Source organism: Paraclostridium bifermentans (assembly GCF_964259345.1).
Classification (GTDB): Bacteria; Bacillota; Clostridia; order Peptostreptococcales; family Peptostreptococcaceae; genus Paraclostridium; species Paraclostridium bifermentans_B.
This window is the reverse complement of record NZ_CAXVJR010000003.1, coordinates 86,830-107,874: the sequence shown is the minus strand read 5'-3', so window position 1 is coordinate 107,874 and position 21,045 is coordinate 86,830. Positions and strand designations below refer to the sequence as shown.

The following is a 21,045-nucleotide window of genomic DNA, read 5'->3' as shown; positions in this document are numbered from 1 at the left end:
AGGTCCATTCATTAGACTTATTTATGTTAAGTTCTCAGCACCCTTAACTCTCTGTATTAAATATTTATCTAACTACTAATCCTTTTCATAGGATTTAATATTTTATTTTTATTATTATCATTTATTTTATATAATATGTTTTAATATATAAAAAGTCAACATTAATTTTTTATTTTTCATTTAAAAATCCCTAGATATATATCTAGGGATTTTTAAATGAAAAATAAAATTATTTCTTTATAACTTGTATACCTGTCATATGGTCATTTAAGTTATGTTTTTCTATAGTTTCATCTTCAACTCTATTTATTTCTAAAGCTAAAGTTTCTGATTTTATATATTCAGCATATTCAGTTATAGCTTTAGCTATTTCATCATCTGAACAGTAGTTTATATCTATGTTGTCTAAAACATCAAAATCATTAGCTTTTCTTAATTGTTGAACTTTAGATATGAATTCTCTTGCATATCCTTCATTTATTAAAGTTTCATTTAAAGTTGTATCTAATATTACAAATAGGTTATTTTCCATAGTAACATTAAATCCTTCTTTAGCTGATATATTTATTAAAACATGTTCTTTATTGAAGTTAAACTCTTCGCCATCTATATCTACAGCTATAGATTCACCAGCCTCAAGCTTAGGTACTACTTCACTTGCATCAAGCTTGTTTAATGCTCCTGCAAAGAACTTCATCTTAGCTCCAAGAACAGGTCCTAAAACTTTGAAGTTTGGCTTTAATGTAAAGTTCATGTATTCACTTAAATCTTTAGCAAATACTACTTCTTTAACATTAAGCTCTTCTTTTATTAAGTCTACAACATCACTTATAGTTTCTTCATAATTTCCATCTACTAACACTTTTTGTATAGGTTGACGTACTTTTATTCTAGTAGCTTCTCTTGATGCTCTACCTAATGTAACTAAGTTCTTAACTAAATCCATTTTTTCTTCTAAGTTATTATCTATTAAATCCATATTAGCTTTTGGATAAGTAGATAAATGAACTGATACTTCATTAGTTAAGTTTCTATATATTTCTTCTGATATATATGGTGCAAATGGAGCTATTAACTTACATAACTCTGTTAATATTTCATAAGTTGTATTGTAAACTGATTTTTTATCTTCAGTTAATTCTGTAGCCCAGAATCTTCTTCTTGAACGTCTTATATACCAGTTAGATAAGTCTTCATTTATGAATTCTTGTATTATTCTAACAGTTTTGTTTAACTCAAATATTTCTAAGTTTTCTTCTACTTCTTTCTTTAAGTTATTGAACTTAGATAATATCCATCTATCAAGTTCTGGTCTATCTTTGTATTCAACAAAGAAATCAGCAGGATTTATTTCATCTGTATTTGCGTATAATGTGAAGAAGTTATATACATTTTTCATAGTTCCTAAGAACTTACTTTGAACTTCTTTTAATCCATCAACGTCAAATCTAGTTGGAGTCCACGGTGGAGATACATATAGTAAGTACCATCTTAATGCATCTGCTCCATATTGGTCAAATAGTTCAAATGGATTTACTGTATTTCCTCTAGACTTACTCATTTTCTTTCCTTCTTTATCTAGAACTAAGTCGTTAACTAATACTCTCTTATATGGAGCTTTTCCAGTAACGAAAGTAGATATAGCAAGTAATGAGTAGAACCAACCTCTAGTTTGGTCTATTCCTTCACATATAAAGTCTGCTGGGAATAATTCATCAAAGTTATCTTTATTTTCAAATGGGTAGTGATGTTGCGCAAATGGCATAGATCCACTATCAAACCAACAGTCTATAACTTCAGTTACTCTTGTCATAGTTTCCCCACACTTTTCACACTTAAAGTGTATATCGTCTACATATGGTCTGTGTAATTCTATAGTTTCAGGATCTATATCTTCTATAGCTTTTTCTGCTAACTCTTTTCTTGAACCTACAGATTCTTTATGTCCACATTCACATTTCCATACATTAAGTGGAGTTCCCCAATATCTACTTCTAGATATTGCCCAGTCATTTAAGTTTTCTAACCAGTTACCAAATCTTCCTTCTCCTACGAAGTTTGGATACCATTCAACAGTCTTGTTATTAGCTATTAATTGGTCTTTTAACTTAGTCATTTCTATATACCAACTTGGCTTAGCGTAGTATAAAAGTGGAGTTTGACATCTCCAGCAATGAGGGTAGTTATGAGCTACTTTTTCTTTGCTGAATAATTTATTTTCTGCATGTAACCATTTTATTATCTCAACATCTACTCCATCTTCCATTACGAATTTACCTTCCCATGGAGTAGTTGTAAATTTACCTGCTTCACAAACTGGTTGTAATACTGGTAAATCATATTTTCTACCTAAGTTATAGTCATCTTCACCAAATGCTGGTGCTGTATGAACTATACCTGTACCATCTTCAGTCGTAACATAGTCTCCACATGTTACGAAGAATGCTTTTTTATCTGCTTCAACAAAAGGCATTAATTGTTCATATTCAACATATTCTAAATCTTTACCTTTTAATTCTTCTATTACTTCATAATCTTCACCTAAAACTTTATTAGCTAAAGCTTTTGCAACATAGTAAACTTCATCATTTTGCTTAACTTTTATATAGTCTATTTCAGGACCTACAGTTAAAGCAACATTTGATGGTAAAGTCCAAGGAGTTGTTGTCCATGCTAAGAAATATTCATTAGCATCTTTTCTCTTGAATTTAGCTATTACTGTGTTATTTTTTATTTCTTTGTATCCTTGAGCAACCTCATGAGATGCAAGACCTGTTCCACATCTTGGGCAGTATGGAAGTATCTTATGTCCTTCGTATACATATCCTTCTTTGTTGAACTTATCTAATATCCACCATACAGACTCTATGTAGTTATTATCTAAAGTTATATATGGGTTATCTAAATCTATCTCATAAGCCATTCTTTCAGTCATATCTCTCCATTGTTTTTCAAATGTGAAAACTGACTCTCTACATTTTTGGTTGAATTTATCTAGTCCATAAGCTTCTATTTGTTGCTTATCTGATAAACCTAACTCTTTCTCAACTTGTATTTCAACTGGTAATCCATGTGTGTCCCATCCAGCTTTTCTTTTTACTTGATATCCATTCATAGTTTTGTATCTACAAACAGAGTCTTTTAATGTTCTTGCTATAACGTGATGTATTCCAGGATTTCCATTTGCTGTAGGAGGTCCTTCGTAGAATACAAAACTTGGATCATCTTTACCTTTTTCTAGAGTTTTTTCTAGCATATTTATGTCATTCCAGTACTCTGATACGTTAGCTTCTGCTTCTTTTACAGAAGAATCCACTAATGACTTAAATTTAGTCATCTAATCCACCTTCCTTTTTTGTTTTAATTTATTTTTACACAAAAAAACCCGTCCCCCTAAAGGGACGAGTTGTTGCTCGCGTTACCACCCTAATTCTATATATGTATATTTTTGCAAATTACATATATAGCACTCTTTCAATATAACGGTATTTACCCGGCACAGCTTAATAGATATAATCGTTCAGCCTGCAGCTTCGGAGTGATCTTCAACTTTATAAATTTGTTGGTTCTCAGCTTATCCAACTCTCTGTGAAATTATTTAAAGCCTACTCTCTCCATCATAGCTTTTGTTTTTGTTATGATATTTTAATATATGTATGAAATTTTATAATAAATTTTTAAAATAGTCAATACATTTTTTATTCTAAAGCATCAGATAATTCTTTTTGAAGCTCCTCTATTTTTTCTATGCTATTTTCATCTATATCTGAGAATATATCATCTACACTTCTTATTTCATCTTCTAGTAAAGATTTAAATTTATTTCTAAATATTTTAAACTCTTTAACTAAAGAGTCATATTCTTTTCTTATTTCAACAACTCTATTATTAGCTTGTTCAATTATTTGTCTTGATCTAAGCTCAGCTTCCTCTACTATTATTTTAGATTTTTTATTAGCGGCACTGCAAGTATCCTCAGCTGCAGTTTGAGCTGTTATAAGAGTCGCTTTTAGAGTTTCTTCTATATTTTCATATTTATTTATTTGATCTTGATACATTCTGATTTTTTCTTTTAAATCTAAATTTTCTCTATATAAGTTCTCAAAATCTTCTTTTACAATATCTAAAAACTCATCTACTTCATCTTCTCTATATCCGCGTATTCCTTTTTTAAATTCTTTATTTTCTATTTCTACTGGAGTCAGCATTTATTCCCCTCCCTATACTATTAGTTTTGCTGCTACTTTTGTTTTTCCTTTTTTAGTAAATCCACCTATATCTGATATTATAGCTCTGCCTTTTCCTCTTACAGATATAAGCGACTCCCGTTCAATTTGTTTAGATGTAGATATGATTTTTTCATAGTCTACAAATACTTTTTCGCTATTTATAAGCTTTAGACTTTCTTGTCTTGATATATTGTATAAACCACTTATTATACAATCTAATCTTTGTGATGATACTGTAAAAGATATTTCCCTATATTTAGGCTCTGAGTATATTATATCAGACTTATCTATTTCTTTTACAGTTACACTATTTTTTGCAACTTTATTTAAATTTATAGTTATAAAATCAGATATATCTTTACTTACAAGAACTTGACAAAAACTTTCATGTATATTTATATCTCCAATTTTTTCTCTTTTTATACCTAAACTAAGTAAAGCTCCTAAATAGTCTTTATGCTTTATATCTTTAAATTTAAAATTGCCTTCTATTTGCAATGCTTTGACAGGAGATTCTATATCCTCAAATTCCATATAATACGGATATATGCATATCACTTTTCTCTCAGCTCTATTACTTCCACCTTCAACAGTATATTTGAGATCATCAAATCTATTTAATATGGCTCTAGAATTCTTTATCTCATATGGATTTAAAAAATCTGTATATCTTACGTCATAATTTTTCAAGCTAGAGTAAGCTTTATCTATAACTTTGTACATTTTATTTTTTAAATCTATATCTTTTATGTGATTAGTAAGTTCTAACTTATCCATAATTATTAAAATATATTAATTATTAATATTCTTATAAATTGCAGTGCAAATATTGCAACTATAGGTGAGAAGTCTATAGGTCCTTCAAAATATCTATTCATTAAATTTCTTATAGGTCCTTCTATAGGTTCTGTCAACATACCTATAATATCATAAGCTTTTGACTGCACTGCACCTGGAATCCATGTCATTAATGCTCTTATTACTATTGCAAATTGAATAATGTCTGCCAAAACAAGTAAAGAGTACTGTATCATATTAAATCTTACTCCTTTTTAAAATTATTTATTTTGCCATGGGAAAAAAGCTTTACTCTCTAATTCTTTTTTCATATTCGCATCTATATCCACATTATTAGGTGCTAATATAAATATAGCTTTAGATACTTTTTGTATACTACCATCTAGTACGTATACAGCTCCATTCATAAAATCAAATATAGATTTACGAGTAACTGCATCATCTAAATTTTCTAAGTTTACTATAACAGCTCTTCTTTGTTTTAATTGATCTGCTATAGAAGTAACCTCTTCATATTTTTTAGGCTCTACAATAACAACCTTCATTTGTCCTGCTGTATGTATATTTACAATTTTATTACTTTTAGGTTGAGCTATAGCTCCTACACTGCTATTTAAGTCTTCAGATACCTCTATTTCCTCTTCAATTTCTTCAAACTCTTCATCTAACATATCCTCTTCTACTTCATCAGTCATCCAATCTTTTATTTTACTTATGAAACCATTTCCCATTATTAACATCCTCCATTACTTATATTCATTATTTTTTGTTATACTTTCTCTGTCCAAATATAGAAGTTCCTACTCTAACATATGTAGCACCTTCTTGAACAGCTAACTCAAAATCATTACTCATACCCATAGATAATTTTTCCATAGATACATTGTTTATATTTTCATTTTTTATTTTTATAGATAATTCTTTTAATTCCTTAAATACAGACGATATAAGTTCGTTATCTTCTGTATTAGGTGCCATCGTCATTAACCCTTGTATTCTTATGTTAGGGTAATTTTTCGATATATTTTTTATAAACTCAATAGCTTCATCTTCATGTATTCCATGTTTGCTTTCTTCTTTAGATATATTTACTTGAACTAAGCAGTTTATTATTCTATCTATTTTTTCTGCTCTTTTTTGTATTTCATCACATAAAGACAATCTGTCTATTGAATGTATCATATAAACTTTATCAATTATATATTTAACTTTGTTAGTTTGTAAACTTCCAATTAAATGCCACTTAACCTTATCCCCTATAACCTCAAATTTCCTTGCTAACTCTTGAGGTTTGTTTTCTCCTACATCAGTTATTCCTGCTTCAATAGCCTCGTTAACTGCATCTACATCTACTGTCTTTGTGACAGCAATTAACGTCACTTCTTCTTTATTTCTGCTAGAAGCCTTACATGCATTATCAATTTTATGCTCTATACTTTCTATATTGCCTTTAATAAAACTCATTTTATCACCTGCTTTTAATTACTTTTTAGGAGTCTTTATTATTTCATCATAAATTCCTATACTTTTAATTCCTTCTACATCATTTTGATAATAGTCGATAATTATATATTCTTCACTTTCATATAAATTTCCTTTTAATTCTACAAATTCCGAATCTCCAATTTCTGATATAGCATATACACCTTTCTTACCATTGACAGTAACTATAGATTCCTTCGGAATTTTAAGTCCCTCTATTGACTCATATATTATATCAAATTCTTCTACTCTTGTATCATAAATTTCTATATTTTGTTCGCTTATCTCTAATATAATGACATAATTTTTTTCATCTTTATATATATCATATACATTTGTATTTATTTTTTCAATGTCATTGGATAATATAATTCGTTGCCCTTCTTTAAAATTTTTAGCTTCTTTTTCATTGCAGCTTATAGCAGCATATTGTTTTAAATTATTTACAACACGAACAATAGGTTCTCCTTTTTTTACTTTGTCCTTTTTATTTATTGTTTCGTAATTATTTTCTATGTTTTCTATATCTTTACTTTTAATTTCATCTAAATTTTCTAAATTAAATTTTGTTTCATTATTATCAAACTTATAAGAAACAACTCCAGCACTTTTCGAACTAAATGTTTCTTTATTTTTATTTATTAAATTAGATACTTCTTTTTCTTCTATTTCTTTATTTTTAAGTGCTTTACTATTCAAATCACTATTTAGTATATACGTTTTGTCTTTTAAAAGCTTTTCCAATTCTTTTATATCTTTGTTTATATTTATATCATCTGATAATAATTGTTTTTGTATATTATAGCTTATATCATTAATATTTTTATTTATTTTATCTATATCATCTTTAACTATAGCTGTATTTCCATCTTTTATGTTATTTATATCTTTTTTTAAATTTTCGAAATCATTTAATGTTGACTCTTCTATATTATCATTAAAAATATAAGCTATACTATCATTTTTAGTAACTTTTTCACCTTCCTTTTTATGGTATTTTATATTCCCACTCATATTCGATGTTAATAAATACTCATCTCTTATAAATAAAGCTTTCTTTTGTAAACTCTCTTCTATAAGTTGATTTTCTAAAACTATAGTATCTATATTTTTCTTAGCAATCAGATTAATGGTATTATAAATTATGTAAACTATTATAATACCCAAAATAATTTTATTATATCTTAACTTCCTTTTTTTCAATAATTATCCCCCCAATTACATGTATAGTATATTTATTTCTTCAATAATTATATAACTCCTTCATTAGACTTTATTAACTACAAAAGGAGCTATAAAAATAGCTCCTTTTGTAGTTAATAAAGTTTTTAATTTTCTTTGTCTTTAATCCAGAAATCAGCATTTTTTATACCTAGTTTTACAGGATCAAAAGTTATTTTTTCCCTAGGAATTCCAGATTTCCTTTGTTGTTCATAATCTTTTAAACATTTTATTGCAGTGTTACTTAATAACAATATAGCTATTATATTAAGCCATGCCATAGCTCCAACACCTATATCTCCCAAAGTCCATGCCAAGCTTGCAGTTTTCATACATCCATTCCAAACTGAGAATAACATAAATATTCTTAATACATTTATAGCTATCTTAGCTCCATTTCCTTTTCTTTTACTAAATATTTTTTTATTTAAATATACTAAATTAACTTCTGCTATATAGTAATATGCCATTATAGTTGTAAATGCAAAGAAAAATAGTGCTATAGCTACAAATGCAGATCCAAATCCAGGTAAGAAATTGTTCACTGCAGCTTGAGTATACATAGGCCCAATTTCAACTCCTGGTAAATTTTCAATTATATATCCTCCTGCTCCATTTTCAACATTGTAAGTTCCTGTTATTAATATCATAAATGCTGTAGCTGAACAAACAAATAAAGTATCTATATATACAGAAAATGCTTGAACTAATCCTTGCTTAGCTGGATGGCTTACTTCTGCAGCCCCAGATGCATGAGGTCCTGTGCCTTGACCTGCTTCATTCGAATAAACGCCTCTCTTAACCCCTATAGCTATAGTAGAACCTAATATACCTGCAAATAGTTCTTCTCCTCCAAATGCGGCTTTAAATATAGATATAATTACTGCTGGTAATTGGTCTATATTTACAACTATTATTATTACAGCCATTATAATATACGCTAATCCCATAAAAGGAACTATCATTTCCGCAGTTGTACTTATTCTCTTTATACCACCAAATATTATCAATGCTAGTATTAGTATAAGTATTATAGCAACTATATTTTTAGATATATTAAATGCATTGTTAATTCCACTAGCTATTGAGTTTGATTGAACCCCTGGTAAAAATAATCCTACTGCAATTAAAGTTATGATAGCAAATAGTATTCCATACCACTTTACCCCTAACCCTTTTTCTATATAATAAGCTGGACCTCCTCTATATTGACCTTCATATTCTTCTTTATATACTTGAGATAATGTAGATTCCGCAAATGCAGAACCTGCTCCTAAAAATGCTATCACCCACATCCAAAATATTGCTCCTGGACCTCCAACAGCTATAGCTGTTGCTACTCCTGCAATATTTCCAGTTCCAATACGCCCTGCTAAAGATGTACATAAAGCTTGAAATGATGATATACCTTGTTCTGATTTTTCACCATTTAAAAGCAAAGATCCCATCTCTTTTATATTACGTAACTGTGAAAATCGAGTTCTTAATGAAAAGTAAAGCCCAGCACCTAAACATAAATACACTAATGCAGAACTCCAAATAACACTATTAAGCCAATTAACTATTGATTCCATAAACTCCCCCCTTTTTCTTTTTTCAGATAATTCTTGAAACTATCTTGTTATATTTATATATTCACGTGCCAAGCTTTTGTATACTAACTTTTCAATAAAAAAGAAAAAGTACATACCTATTGGTATGTACTTTTTTTATTATAAAATTATAGTTATTATATTAGAGCATTCGTCATCTATTATTTTTTGAAGACTCTTTTGAATCTTACTTCTTACGCCAACTGGCATTTTATATAATTTACTTTGTAATTGCTCTTTTATTAAATCATTTACTGATTTTCCAAAAGTTTTATACTCCCATATCTCTTCTGGGTTTTCTTCAAAAGATTTTTTCAAGCTTTCAAGCATTTCCTCACATTGTGCCTCAGTTCCTATACCAGCTGGAACTTCTGATGATATATCAACTTTTATCATGTGTATAGACCCAGCTTTAGCTCTTAATGTTACCCCATATTCTTTTCCTTTTTTAACTTTTTGAGGTATATCTAAAGTAATCTCTTCTAATGTAGGAGCTACTAATCCATACCCAGTTTCCTTTACATCTATAAGCGCTTGCTCTACTTTTTCATATTCTGCACTAACTTTAGATAGTCTTGTTACTAAATTTAATAGTTCATATTCTCCATCTATTTTAAATCCACTTTTTTCTTCTAGAACATTGTAGAATAAATCTTTTTTAGTACCTAAGTTTATACTTATTATGCCTTCTCCAAGTTCTACATTATCTACTTGAGTTTCTTCCAAGAAGTCTAAACTCTTAAATCCTTCTATAATGTTATTTACATCTCTTATTACTCCAACTTCATTTATATTTTGTTTTATAGCAAATATTATATTATTTTTTATCCAATGATTCTTTTCTAATCCTTCTATCCACTTAGGGAAATTTATGTTTATTTCATTAACTGGGAAGTCATATAAAACATTCTCCATTACTACCTCTATATCATCTTCATCCATAGCTAATACATTTAAAGGTATTACAGGTTTATCATATTTTTCTTCTAATTCTCTTTTTAACTCTAATGTTGACTCTGAATTTGGATCTAATGTATTTAAAACTATAACAAATGGTTTTTTAAGTTCATTTAACTCATTTATAACTCTTTCTTCTGGTACAGAGTATCCTTTTCTATCTATACCTGTTACACTTCCATCTGTAGTCATTACAATTCCTATAGTAGAATGATCCTTTATAACTTTTCTTGTTCCTATTTCAGCAGCTTTTTCAAAAGTCATAGCCTCACTAGACCATGGTGTAGATACCAACCTTTGCTTTCCATCTTCCTCATGCCCTAAAACTCCATCAACTATGTACCCTACGCAATCTACCATCCTAACCTTCATAGAAACATTTTCTCTTATTTTTATTTCTACTCCATCTGCTGGAACAAATTTTGGTTCCACTGTCATTATAGTCTTCCCTGATCCACTTTGAGGTATTTCATCTTGAGTTCTTTCTCTTTTAAATTCATTTTCTATATTAGGTAATACTAACAACTCCATGAATTTTCTTATAAATGTAGATTTTCCTGTTCTCACAGGCCCAACTACACCTATGTATATGTCACCCTGAGTTCTTTTTGCTATATCCTCATATATATTATTCATATATAACCCTCCTGCATACAAATTCTTAATAAAGTATATTTTAATAATTGGAGTATTATTACAAAAATAAAAAAAAACCAGACTAAATGTCTAGTTTTTCTTTAACAACCTCTTCAACTTCGTGCGTTTTATTTCTCATCATCAATTCATCTACAACTTCATCTGGATTTGCTCCACTATGAAGTACAGAATAGATAGCACTTGTTATAGGCATTTCTATATTTAATTTATTAGCTACTTCATGAGCTACTTCAGTTGCTGTAATACCTTCTACAACCATTTTTACTTCTTTTAAAGTTTCATCTAAACTCTTTCCTTGTCCTATAAGTATTCCTGCTCTTCTATTTCTACTATGCATACTTGTACAAGTTACTATCAAGTCTCCGATACCTGATAATCCTGAAAAAGTAGATGTTTTTGCACCTAAAGCAACTCCTAATCTACTTATTTCTCTTATTCCTCTAGTCATAAGAGCTGCTTTTGCATTATCTCCATATCCTAATCCATCACATATACCAGCACCAAATGCTATTATATTTTTTAATGCACCTCCAAGTTCAACCCCTACAACATCAGGGTTAGTATAAACTCTAAACTTAGGGCTCATAAATATATCTTGTACTTTTTCAGCTGCTTCTAAATCTTCTGATGCTACTACTACAGTCGTTGGTATATCTCTTGATACTTCTTCTGCATGTGAAGGTCCTGAAAGAACAACATATTTACACTCAGGTAATTCACTTTCACAAACTTCAGATAATCGAAGTCCTGTTCCTTTTTCTAATCCCTTAGCTACATCGACTAATATTTGTTTTTCATTTACATATGGCTTCATTTGCTTACATATACTTCTTATTGCCTGAGAAGGCACAGCCAATACTATAATTGAACTATTTAATATAGCTTCTTCTAGACTAGTTGTAACATTTATATTTTCTGGAATAAATATTCCTGGAAGATAATCTTTATTTTCTCTAGTACTATTTATTCTTTTACACTGTTCTTCATTTAGAGTCCACATTGAAACATCATATCCCTTTTTAGCTACTACAAGGGCTAATGCAGTACCCCAACTTCCAGCTCCTAATACACAAATTTTTTCCATAGAAACACCACCTAAGTACAGTTAAAATATTATTTCTTTTCTCCTATTTTTCTCTCTGTTCCATTTAATAATCTTTTTATATTTTCCCTATGTTTAAATATTACTGAGAATGATAAAAACAATGTAACAGCTACTCCTTTATAGTTTCCTATTAAAATCATTATAACAGGAGATGTACATATACTAAGTACTGATCCTAATGATACATACTTAGTTACATATACTATAAGTATAAAAAATGCAAAGCAACTTAATGCTATTATTGGATTAACTGCAATCATAGAACCTAAAGATGTCGCAACACCTTTTCCGCCTCTAAATCCTAAAAATATAGGCCAGTTATGTCCTATTACAACAAATACAACAGCTATATATGCTGCATTTGTAACATCCATATGAGCTATATTTGCTATAATCTTTGCTATAAATACAGCTATCATACCTTTTAGTAAATCTCCTACGAAAGTCATAACTCCAGCTTTTTTACCTAAAGTTCTTAATACATTCGTAGATCCTGCATTTCCTGAACCTTGAGTTCTTATATCAACTCCAAGCATTCTTTTAGCTATTATATATGAAGTTGATATACTTCCTATAAAATAAGATATTAATATTATAATTAGGTAATTAATCATAACGCCCCCCTAATTTTTATTTTCTCTTTTCTCTGTATTCAAATCTTACTGGTGTACCTTCAAATCCAAAATTCTCTCTTATCTTATTTTCAAGATATCTTTGATATGAGAAATGAGTAAGTTGTTTGTCATTTATAAATAGAGTAAATTTAGGTGGTTGTACTCCTGTTTGAGATCCATAGTATATCTTTAATCTCTTACCTTTGTCAGAAGGTGGTTGATTAAGAAGTACAGCTTCCCCTATTACATCATTTAATGTAGATGTAGGAACTCTCTTAGCATGTTCTTCAGCTATATAAACTACTGTTTCTAATATTTTGTTCATTCTTTGATTAGTTTTAGCAGATACGAAAACTATAGGTGCATATGCCATGAACGGAAATTTTTCTCTTATTTCTTTTGTATATAAACTCATAGTTTTATCATTTTTTTCTATTAAGTCCCACTTATTTATTACAAATAAACATGCTTTTCCTTCATCATGTGCTATTCCTGCAACTTTAGTATCTTGCTCTGTAACACCTTGTTCTGCATCTATTACTATAAGTACTACGTCTGCTCTATCTACAGCACTCATAGCTCTTATTACACTGTATTTTTCTACATTTTCATATATTTTACTTTTTCTTCTAAGTCCTGCTGTATCTATTAAAAGGAATTTATGATCTCCTTTTTCTAAATAAGTATCTATAGCATCTCTAGTTGTACCTGCTATTGGACTTACTATAACTCTTTCTTCTCCTAACATATTATTTAATATAGAAGATTTACCTGCATTAGGTTTACCTGTTATAGCAACTCTTATTATATCTTCGTCATACTCAGTGTCTAATCCTTCTGGGAAATTGTCTACTACTTCATCAAGTAAATCTCCAAGTCCCATACTGTTTGCACTAGATATTGCAAATGGAACTCCTAATCCTAATTCATAAAAGTCATATACATTGTCAAATTGACTTTGACTATCTATTTTGTTAACAACTAATATTACTGGCGTTTTTGTTTTTCTAAGTATTTGTGCAACTTCTCTGTCTGCTGCTGTAAGCCCCGCTTTACCATCAACAACAAATAATATAACGTGAGCCATATCCATAGCAAGCATAGCTTGATTTCTCATTTGAGATAATATTATATCATTAGTATTTGGCTCTATACCTCCTGTATCAACAAGTGTAAAGTATTTATTTAGCCACTCTACCTCTGTAAATATTCTATCTCTTGTTACTCCTGGAGTGTCTTCAACTATTGAGATTCTTTTTCCTGCTAACTTATTGAATAATGTTGATTTTCCAACATTAGGTCTTCCTACTACTGCAACTACTGGTCTATTATCACTCATAATGTTCTCCCTTCTTACTTTAATATTTTTTCAACGAAATCCTTACCTTCATTTAAACAAGGTATAATCTCTATTTTCATTTTTTCTTTTAAGTCTTCTAAAGTAATATTATCTAAGAATATTTCTTCATCTGCTTTAAGCATACTTCTTGGTATATATAAAGTTTGTCCTAAATCTTCATCTTTAAGTTGTTCCATTATATCTGTAGCTGTTATTAATCCAGATACAGTTATTGTATCTCCAAAAAAGTTGTTTATTATTTTGTATACATTAATTTCCATATTAGGACATTTTTCCATTACACAACTCGCCATATCCTTTATAAACTCATATGCAGAATGTCCTGTAGCTATAGAAACTTTCTTTTTAATATTAGTTTTATCTTGTGAAATAGTATTTAAGTAATCTTTGATTTCTCTTTCTAGTTTACTTATCATACCTACTCCATTCTCAAATTGTATAAATCCTTCGTATTCATCATACTCTAATAACTTTTTATTAGCCATTATATAGAATTCATCAGATAAGAATATAAATCTAGTACCTAATTCTTTCATGTATTTACTTTGTAACTTGTGTACTAATTCAATAGTCTCTCTAGCTGTTTGCTCATTAAATATTTCTAAATGCGGTAAGTGATCCCTATGTTTAGTTATACCTACTGGAACTGCAGCTGCACTATTTACATATGGATACAATTTAGTTAAATCAGATACAGTTCTTTCTAACTCCTCTTTATCATTATAACCAGGACATAAAACTATCTGACAATTCATTTGTATCTGTGCATCCGCAAGTCTTTGCATTATTTCATATAATCTACCTGCAAATTTATTTTTAATCATAGTCTGTCTTAATTCTGGATTCGTAGTATGGACAGATATATTTATAGGGCTTATTCTGTATTTGATTATGTTATTTATATCTTCTTCACTCATATTAGTAAGAGTAACAAAGTTTCCTTGTAAAAATGATAATCTAGAATCATCATCTTTAAAGTATAATGTTTCTCTCATACCTTTTGGTAATTGATCTATAAAACAAAATACACATTTATTCCTACAGCTTTTAGCTTTATCTATTATAGGATTAGTAAACTCAATTCCTAAATCTTCATCATATTCTTTTTCTATTTCATATACATATATTTCATTATTTTTCTTTTTTATCTCAACTTCTAAGTACTCATCACTTAATAAAAATCTATATTCTATTATATCATGTATAGGTTGATCATTTATAGAAATTAGTAAGTCTCCAACTTCTATGCCTAGCTCATCTGCAATACTGTTTTTATATACTTTACTTATTATGTTATTTACATTTTTTACGTTTACTTCCATAAATTTCACCACTTTTCCTTTATAAGTACATCACATTATAATAACATGTTTTAATTGAAATAGTCAATAAAAAGGTACCTTTTACGGTACCTTTAATGTCTTACTATTATTAGAGTTCCATGTAATACGTCATGCACCATTCCTCCCATTGTTTTAGATATTATTAAAGCTCTATCTTGAAGTTCTTTTTCATCTTCTGCATAAAAAACAGGAAACATGGAAGACTTCATATCTTTATTAATAGTAATAATAGCTAACGTTGCATCTGTTATACCTACATTCATTAATAACACCCCTTTTTATTGTTTTATAGTGTATCTTTTTAGTGCCCAGTTTTGTCCTCTAGCGCTTTCTATTATAGGTGTGCTTTTTACAGCTGCGATTAATTTATTTATATCTTTTTCAATTGGAATATATGGCATTACTAAGCTTTCATTTTGAGGATTTCTCCTTAATAAAGGTACGAAATCTGGTTCATCAGGTGTTCTCATTATTCCCAATCTTGAATATGCTATATTCGCTATAGTTTGTCTTTGTCCTGGATTTAAAATTATACCACTACTGATATAACTTCCATTTTTAGGTATTATTTCTACAGCTAATCCATGTTCTAGATATCTTTGCTTAGATGAATCTAAACCTATATTAGAAATAACAACGTCATTAACCTTTAATAGCGGTCCATCAAATGAAATTTTTGCTGGAACTACTTCTGCAATAGAACCTATGCTTTCTCTTACAAATAGCTTTTTAAATATTAACGCTAAGGCTATACCTGCTGCAGATCCTAATATAATACTTTGTGTTTCTCCTAAGTATAATTCTGTTTTACATAAATGATAAGCTGCAGATGTCGTAAGTGCTGTTAATATACAAGTATAACTTCTTACTTCATAAGTTAATGCTATCTCTTCTATATAACCTTCTCCTCTTTTTACCAAAAGCGCATCGTCCATCTCAATTAGTGAATTTCTCTTACTATGACGAACTTGTCTAAATTGACTAGCTGCTAAAGATAAGAACGTTATTGATGTATATGATTTTTGTATAAGTGCAGGAACTAACATTGCTCCTAATGCAGATCCTACTATCGCTAGTACTATTTGTGAAACTAGCATATTAGGTTGTGTAGGGTATTGTTTTCTATCTATATTTAATGTTATCAGTCTAGATACAATTCCTATAACTACACCTATTAAAAATATATTTCTCATTTAATCACCTCTTATCTTTTATTTTGTGTACTTTTTCTATATGCGTTGTTATTACCTTTCGCACTATCTAATATTGGTGTACTTTTTACTGCTTCAACCGTTAAATCTATATCTCTTACTAGTGGAACAAATCCAAAGTTTACAGATCTATCTTTAGGGTTAGTTCTTGCAATAGGCATAAACTCAGGTTCATCAACATCTCTATCTATACCCATATGCAAGTAAACATTGTGTACCATAGCTTGTTGTTGAGCAGTGTCACTAATTATACCTGCAGCTATAATATCTTTTGGTGTAACCTTTATTCCTATACCTTTTTTTAAATATCTATTTCTAGAGTCTTCTAATCCTACATTTGTTATAACAGTTTCATTTATAGTTAATAAGGGACCATCAAACTCTATAGGAACAACTTCAACATCTACTATATCTTCTAAACTTTTATTAGCTAATATTTTTTTAAATATGTATCCAACTATACCTGTAGCTATGATTGATACTAGGGTACACATAATAAAGTTAAATTTCAACTCATTGTTAGCTAATATAAATGTCATCGATGCTGCTAATGAGGAAAAAATACTTAAATAATTTCTAACCTCATAGTTTTTTGAAACTTCATTTATATAAGTGCTTCCTTTTGATACTAAATCTACTTTATCTAAATTAGATAGCGTAAGTTGTTCTTCACTTGCAACTTCCTGAAATTGTTGTATTCCTACAGATAAAAAAGTTAATGCTGCAAATTCTTTATCTAATAAAGCTGGAAAAGCTATAGCTCCAAGTGCTGACGCTATAAATGACAAAATAAGTTGCTCTATGTAGTCTTGAGGTTGAGTTGGCTGTTGTTTATTTACCATTCTTAATACTATAAGTCTAGATAACATACCTAACACTAGAGCTACCCCAAATGCACGCCTAAATAATGTAGCATCATCCATATTTATTCCTCCTTTTACTTTTACTACATCTATTTTGTGCAAAAACAAAAAAAAATTTCCTTAATTAAGGAAATTTTTTTTCGGTATTGTAACTATAAATTCTGTGCCTTTATTCAATTCACTTTCAACTACTATATTTCCATCTAGCGACTTAACTATATGCTTAACTATAGCAAGCCCTAAACCCGTTCCACCTACATCTCTACTTCTAGCTTTATCCACTCTATAAAATCTTTCAAATATCCTGTTTTTATCCTCTTTGTCTATACCTATACCATTGTCTTTTACTTTAATAAGTATGTCTTTATTATTTTGACTTACTATAGTTTCTACAAATCCACCATTAGGAGTGTATTTTATAGCATTATCTATAAGATTTAAAAAGATTTGTTTTATGTAATCTCTATTTGAATCTATTGTAATATTATCATCTTCAAATTTATACTTTAATTCTATATCCTTTGAATTTGCAGAATTTATTGTTAGCTCATATACTTCTCTAGCTGTATTTAATACATCAACTTTTTCACCACATAGAGTATCTTTGTTTTCTATAAAAGAAAGCAACAGTATATCATCTATTAAACGTTTTAATCTGTCTGATTCAGATTCTATTATACCTAAAAATCTATCTCTTGTTTTAACATCTATATTTTCATTTATTCTAAGAGTTTCAACAAATCCACTAATCGAAGTTAACGGTGTTTTTAGCTCATGTGTTACATTTGCAACAAAATCACTTCTCATATTCTCTAATCTTACTTTTTCGGTAACATTTTCTATATTTATTATAGATCCTATAATAACATTTTTACTACTTTGCAAGTAAACTGGATCTAGTTTTATGTTGTATACAATATCTTCATCATTAGTAATCTGATTCATTTGTGTTTTTTTAGATCCTATAAAGCTAGATATTTCCCTTAAAATTTTTCCATCTTTTATTACTTGATTTATATTTTTACCTTCTTTTATCTCATCTTTAGAACATTTTATTATATTTCTAGCCTCTTCATTTATTAGTAATACATTTCCATTTATATCTATAGCTAAAATACCATGCGATATACTTTTTACTATAGATTTTAATTGTAGGTTTTTGTATTGTACTTCTTCTATAGTAGAGTCTATAGTCTCAATCATGTAATTAAAATTATCAATTAGTTGTCCTAATTCTCCTTTTGCAGATATATTTATCTTTGTATGGAATTCTTTATTACTTATTTTTTTAGAAACAGCTATAAATTCTTTTAAGTAACTATTTAAATTCATAGCATATCTTATAGATATTATAGAAACTATAATCGATGTCAATACAATGAAAAAATATATACTTTCCATATTCATTTTCTCCTTAGTCTATTTTATATCCAATCCCTCTAATAGTTTCTATATATTTCTCGTCTTCATTATCAGTTTCTATTTTTTTTCTTAAATATCTTATATGAACATCCACCGTTCTTGTTTCTCCATAATACTCATATCCCCATATTTTATCTAATAGATAGTTTCTAGATAATACTTTGCCTTTATTTTCTAATAGTAATCTTAATAGTTCAAACTCTTTTAGTGTTAAATCAATCTTTTTATCTCCTTTTAAAACCTCATGCTTTTGTAAGTCTAACTTTAAGTTTCCTACACTTAACACAGTTTTTTCAGGAGTTGTGTTGTTTACATTATATCTTCTAAGTACAGAGTTACTTCTAGCTAGTAATTCTTTTATACTAAATGGTTTAGTTATATAATCATCAGCTCCTGCATCTAGTCCTTCAATTTTATCATTTTCTACATTCTTAGCAGTAAGCATTATAACTGGTATATTTTTTAAATCTTTATCTTCTCTTATTTTCTTTAGAAGCTCTATTCCACTTATATTAGGAAGCATCCAATCTAGCAAAATCAAATCTGGACTTATTTCTTTCGCTTTAATAAATCCATCAAAACCATCATAAGATGAATGTACTTCATAGTTTACAGTTTCTAAATTAAATTTAAGAAGTTCTACTATATGTTTTTCATCATCTATAACTAGCACCTTAGTTTTCATCTTAAGTTGCTCCTCTCTACTTTATTTCAAGTATCATACCTAGCCTTTTAGTTGTCTTATCATGCTTTCTATAAGAGTGAAACTTATCACTATTACAACTAGTACATATGTTTAAGTTAATTATATTTTCTTCTTTTACTCCACAATTCCTTAATACAATTTCATTTACTTTCCATAAATCTAGATAATACTTGTCATCTTTAATTATATAGAATTTTTCATCTTCATTTGTAATGATTGTGTTAAATTTTTCGATTAAATCTTTAGATACTTCATAACAACAAGGTCCTATAGATGGACCTAATACACAAACCAAATCACTAGGATTAGTTTTATAAAGATTTTTCATTTCAGTTATAGCATTTTCAGCTATTTTTGAATATGTACCTCTCCATCCTGCATGACATAAAGAAACAGCTTCTCTGTTTGGATCTAAAATTGCTATTGGAACGCAATCTGCTACAAATATTAAAAGCGGGGTCTTTTTTAGATTAGTAATTAAAGCATCTCCTTCTTTTATTTTTCCAATATCTTCAGGATTAACTACATTTACTATATCTGAATGTGTTTGTTTATTGTTAGTTAAATTTTCATAATTCATATCTAACTCTTCACATACTTTTTTTCTATCTTCTTTAGATGCCATATCTACATTTATATTAGTAAAACCTAAGTTCGCAAATTTGCATTTGTTATCTACTTCATTAAATTTTATATAGTTCATTATTTTGTCACCTTCTCGCCAAATATATTCTTTAGTTCCTTTACAAAAGTATTTATATCAGTGAATTGTCTATATACAGATGCAAACCTTACATATGCAACTTCATCAACATCTTTTAATTTATCCATTACCATTTCACCAATTTTCTTACTTTCTACTTCAGATATATAACATTTATTTATATCATTTTCTATGTATTGAATTATATCTTCTATTTGTTCAATAGAAACTGGCCTTTTCTCTGAAGATTTTAATATTCCATTTTTAATTTTATTTCTATCAAAATATTCTCTGCTATTATCTTTTTTTATAACCATTATAGGCGTTAATTCTATTTTTTCATATGTAGTAAATCTTTTTTTACAAGATTCACATTCCCTTCTTCTTCTAATTGATTGACCATCTGTATGTCTTGAATCTATTACCTTTGATTCTTTATAGTTACAGTAAGGACATAACATATTTATCCCTCCTTTGTTAAAATGTCTTTTCTATATATTAAACTCGTCTAAGCTATGGTCTTGACCTTGATTAACTATTATAGTATCACACCCTATTTTTATTATATCATTCCAAAAAACAACTTGTCCTTCATAATTTCTAGAAAAGAAATTCATTCCGTTATCTCCAACTATGGTAAAAGATACTATTTTACCTTCATTAATATCCATATCTATATCACTTATAAATCCCATTCTTTTACCATTTTTTACATTTATTACTTCTTTATCCATTATATCAGAAATTCTAATCATATTATAATCTACCTCCTCTTAAAAATA

At 28.6% G+C, this 21,045-nt stretch carries 21 protein-coding genes and 2 other annotated features (1 of these 23 only partly in view); all 21 genes read right to left on the bottom strand.

What is annotated here, in order from left to right; genetic code table 11:
* Positions 1-98: a binding site (T-box leader), on the bottom strand (it extends 137 nt beyond the left edge of the window).
* 131 nt (positions 99-229) lie between these two features.
* Entirely contained in the window at positions 230-3,337 is a 3,108-nt protein-coding gene (gene ileS, locus ACEXNK_RS06820; RefSeq protein WP_373598402.1) for an isoleucine--tRNA ligase, read from the bottom strand.
* Between the two features lie 57 nt (positions 3,338-3,394).
* Positions 3,395-3,630, bottom strand: a binding site (T-box leader).
* Between the two features lie 68 nt (positions 3,631-3,698).
* Positions 3,699-4,208, bottom strand: a complete 510-nt coding sequence (locus ACEXNK_RS06815) for a DivIVA domain-containing protein (protein WP_373598403.1) — start codon at positions 4,206-4,208, stop codon at positions 3,699-3,701.
* Between the two features lie 12 nt (positions 4,209-4,220).
* Positions 4,221-5,006, bottom strand: a complete 786-nt coding sequence (locus ACEXNK_RS06810; protein ID WP_373598404.1) for a YlmH family RNA-binding protein — start codon at positions 5,004-5,006, stop codon at positions 4,221-4,223.
* Positions 5,007-5,011: 5 nt separating this feature from the next.
* On the bottom strand, positions 5,012-5,263 hold the full coding sequence (locus ACEXNK_RS06805) for a YggT family protein (protein WP_373601573.1): 252 nt from the start codon (positions 5,261-5,263) through the stop codon (positions 5,012-5,014).
* A 24-nt stretch (positions 5,264-5,287) separates the two neighbouring features.
* Positions 5,288-5,758, bottom strand: coding sequence for a cell division protein SepF (locus tag ACEXNK_RS06800; protein ID WP_373598406.1), 471 nt, complete (start codon positions 5,756-5,758; stop codon positions 5,288-5,290).
* Positions 5,759-5,786: 28 nt separating this feature from the next.
* Positions 5,787-6,491, bottom strand: coding sequence for a YggS family pyridoxal phosphate-dependent enzyme (locus ACEXNK_RS06795; RefSeq protein ID WP_373598407.1), 705 nt, complete (start codon positions 6,489-6,491; stop codon positions 5,787-5,789).
* 18 nt (positions 6,492-6,509) lie between these two features.
* Entirely contained in the window at positions 6,510-7,712 is a 1,203-nt protein-coding gene (locus ACEXNK_RS06790; protein WP_373598408.1) for an HlyD family efflux transporter periplasmic adaptor subunit, read from the bottom strand.
* A 125-nt stretch (positions 7,713-7,837) separates the two neighbouring features.
* Entirely contained in the window at positions 7,838-9,304 is a 1,467-nt protein-coding gene (locus ACEXNK_RS06785; protein ID WP_373598409.1) for an alanine/glycine:cation symporter family protein, read from the bottom strand.
* Positions 9,305-9,442: 138 nt separating this feature from the next.
* Positions 9,443-10,915 (bottom strand): stage IV sporulation protein A, encoded by a 1,473-nt coding sequence (gene spoIVA, locus ACEXNK_RS06780; RefSeq protein WP_373598410.1) that lies wholly within the window; start codon positions 10,913-10,915, stop codon positions 9,443-9,445.
* Positions 10,916-10,997: 82 nt separating this feature from the next.
* Positions 10,998-12,020: an NAD(P)H-dependent glycerol-3-phosphate dehydrogenase gene (locus ACEXNK_RS06775; protein ID WP_373598411.1), complete on the bottom strand. Its 1,023-nt coding sequence runs from the start codon at positions 12,018-12,020 to the stop codon at positions 10,998-11,000.
* Positions 12,021-12,049: 29 nt separating this feature from the next.
* Positions 12,050-12,655 carry a glycerol-3-phosphate 1-O-acyltransferase PlsY gene (gene plsY / locus ACEXNK_RS06770; RefSeq protein WP_373598412.1) on the bottom strand — a complete coding sequence of 202 codons (606 nt, stop codon included), beginning with the start codon at positions 12,653-12,655 and terminating at the stop codon, positions 12,050-12,052.
* A 16-nt stretch (positions 12,656-12,671) separates the two neighbouring features.
* Complete coding sequence (gene der, locus ACEXNK_RS06765) at positions 12,672-13,994, bottom strand: ribosome biogenesis GTPase Der (RefSeq protein WP_373598413.1); 1,323 nt, start codon at positions 13,992-13,994, stop codon at positions 12,672-12,674.
* 14 nt (positions 13,995-14,008) lie between these two features.
* Positions 14,009-15,337, bottom strand: a complete 1,329-nt coding sequence (locus tag ACEXNK_RS06760; RefSeq protein ID WP_373598414.1) for a DUF512 domain-containing protein — start codon at positions 15,335-15,337, stop codon at positions 14,009-14,011.
* Positions 15,338-15,429: 92 nt separating this feature from the next.
* Positions 15,430-15,621 carry a capping complex subunit for YIEGIA gene (locus ACEXNK_RS06755; protein WP_373598415.1) on the bottom strand — a complete coding sequence of 64 codons (192 nt, stop codon included), beginning with the start codon at positions 15,619-15,621 and terminating at the stop codon, positions 15,430-15,432.
* A gap of 15 nt (positions 15,622-15,636) precedes the next feature.
* Positions 15,637-16,551 (bottom strand): YIEGIA domain-containing protein, encoded by a 915-nt coding sequence (locus tag ACEXNK_RS06750; RefSeq protein ID WP_373598416.1) that lies wholly within the window; start codon positions 16,549-16,551, stop codon positions 15,637-15,639.
* Between the two features lie 11 nt (positions 16,552-16,562).
* On the bottom strand, positions 16,563-17,492 hold the full coding sequence (locus tag ACEXNK_RS06745; RefSeq protein WP_373598417.1) for a YIEGIA domain-containing protein: 930 nt from the start codon (positions 17,490-17,492) through the stop codon (positions 16,563-16,565).
* Positions 17,493-17,552: 60 nt separating this feature from the next.
* Positions 17,553-18,833, bottom strand: coding sequence for a HAMP domain-containing sensor histidine kinase (locus tag ACEXNK_RS06740; protein ID WP_373598418.1), 1,281 nt, complete (start codon positions 18,831-18,833; stop codon positions 17,553-17,555).
* Between the two features lie 13 nt (positions 18,834-18,846).
* Positions 18,847-19,539, bottom strand: coding sequence for a winged helix-turn-helix domain-containing protein (locus tag ACEXNK_RS06735; protein WP_373598419.1), 693 nt, complete (start codon positions 19,537-19,539; stop codon positions 18,847-18,849).
* A 16-nt stretch (positions 19,540-19,555) separates the two neighbouring features.
* Entirely contained in the window at positions 19,556-20,263 is a 708-nt protein-coding gene (gene pgeF, locus ACEXNK_RS06730; RefSeq protein WP_373598420.1) for a peptidoglycan editing factor PgeF, read from the bottom strand.
* A complete protein-coding gene (gene nrdR / locus ACEXNK_RS06725) occupies positions 20,263-20,724 on the bottom strand; it encodes a transcriptional regulator NrdR (protein WP_373598421.1) in 462 nt (153 codons plus the stop codon). The genes pgeF and nrdR overlap by 1 nt, the downstream gene beginning before the upstream one ends.
* Before the next feature lie 30 nt (positions 20,725-20,754).
* Positions 20,755-21,018: a YlmC/YmxH family sporulation protein gene (locus tag ACEXNK_RS06720; RefSeq protein ID WP_373598422.1), complete on the bottom strand. Its 264-nt coding sequence runs from the start codon at positions 21,016-21,018 to the stop codon at positions 20,755-20,757.
* Positions 21,019-21,045: the final 27 nt, after the last annotated feature.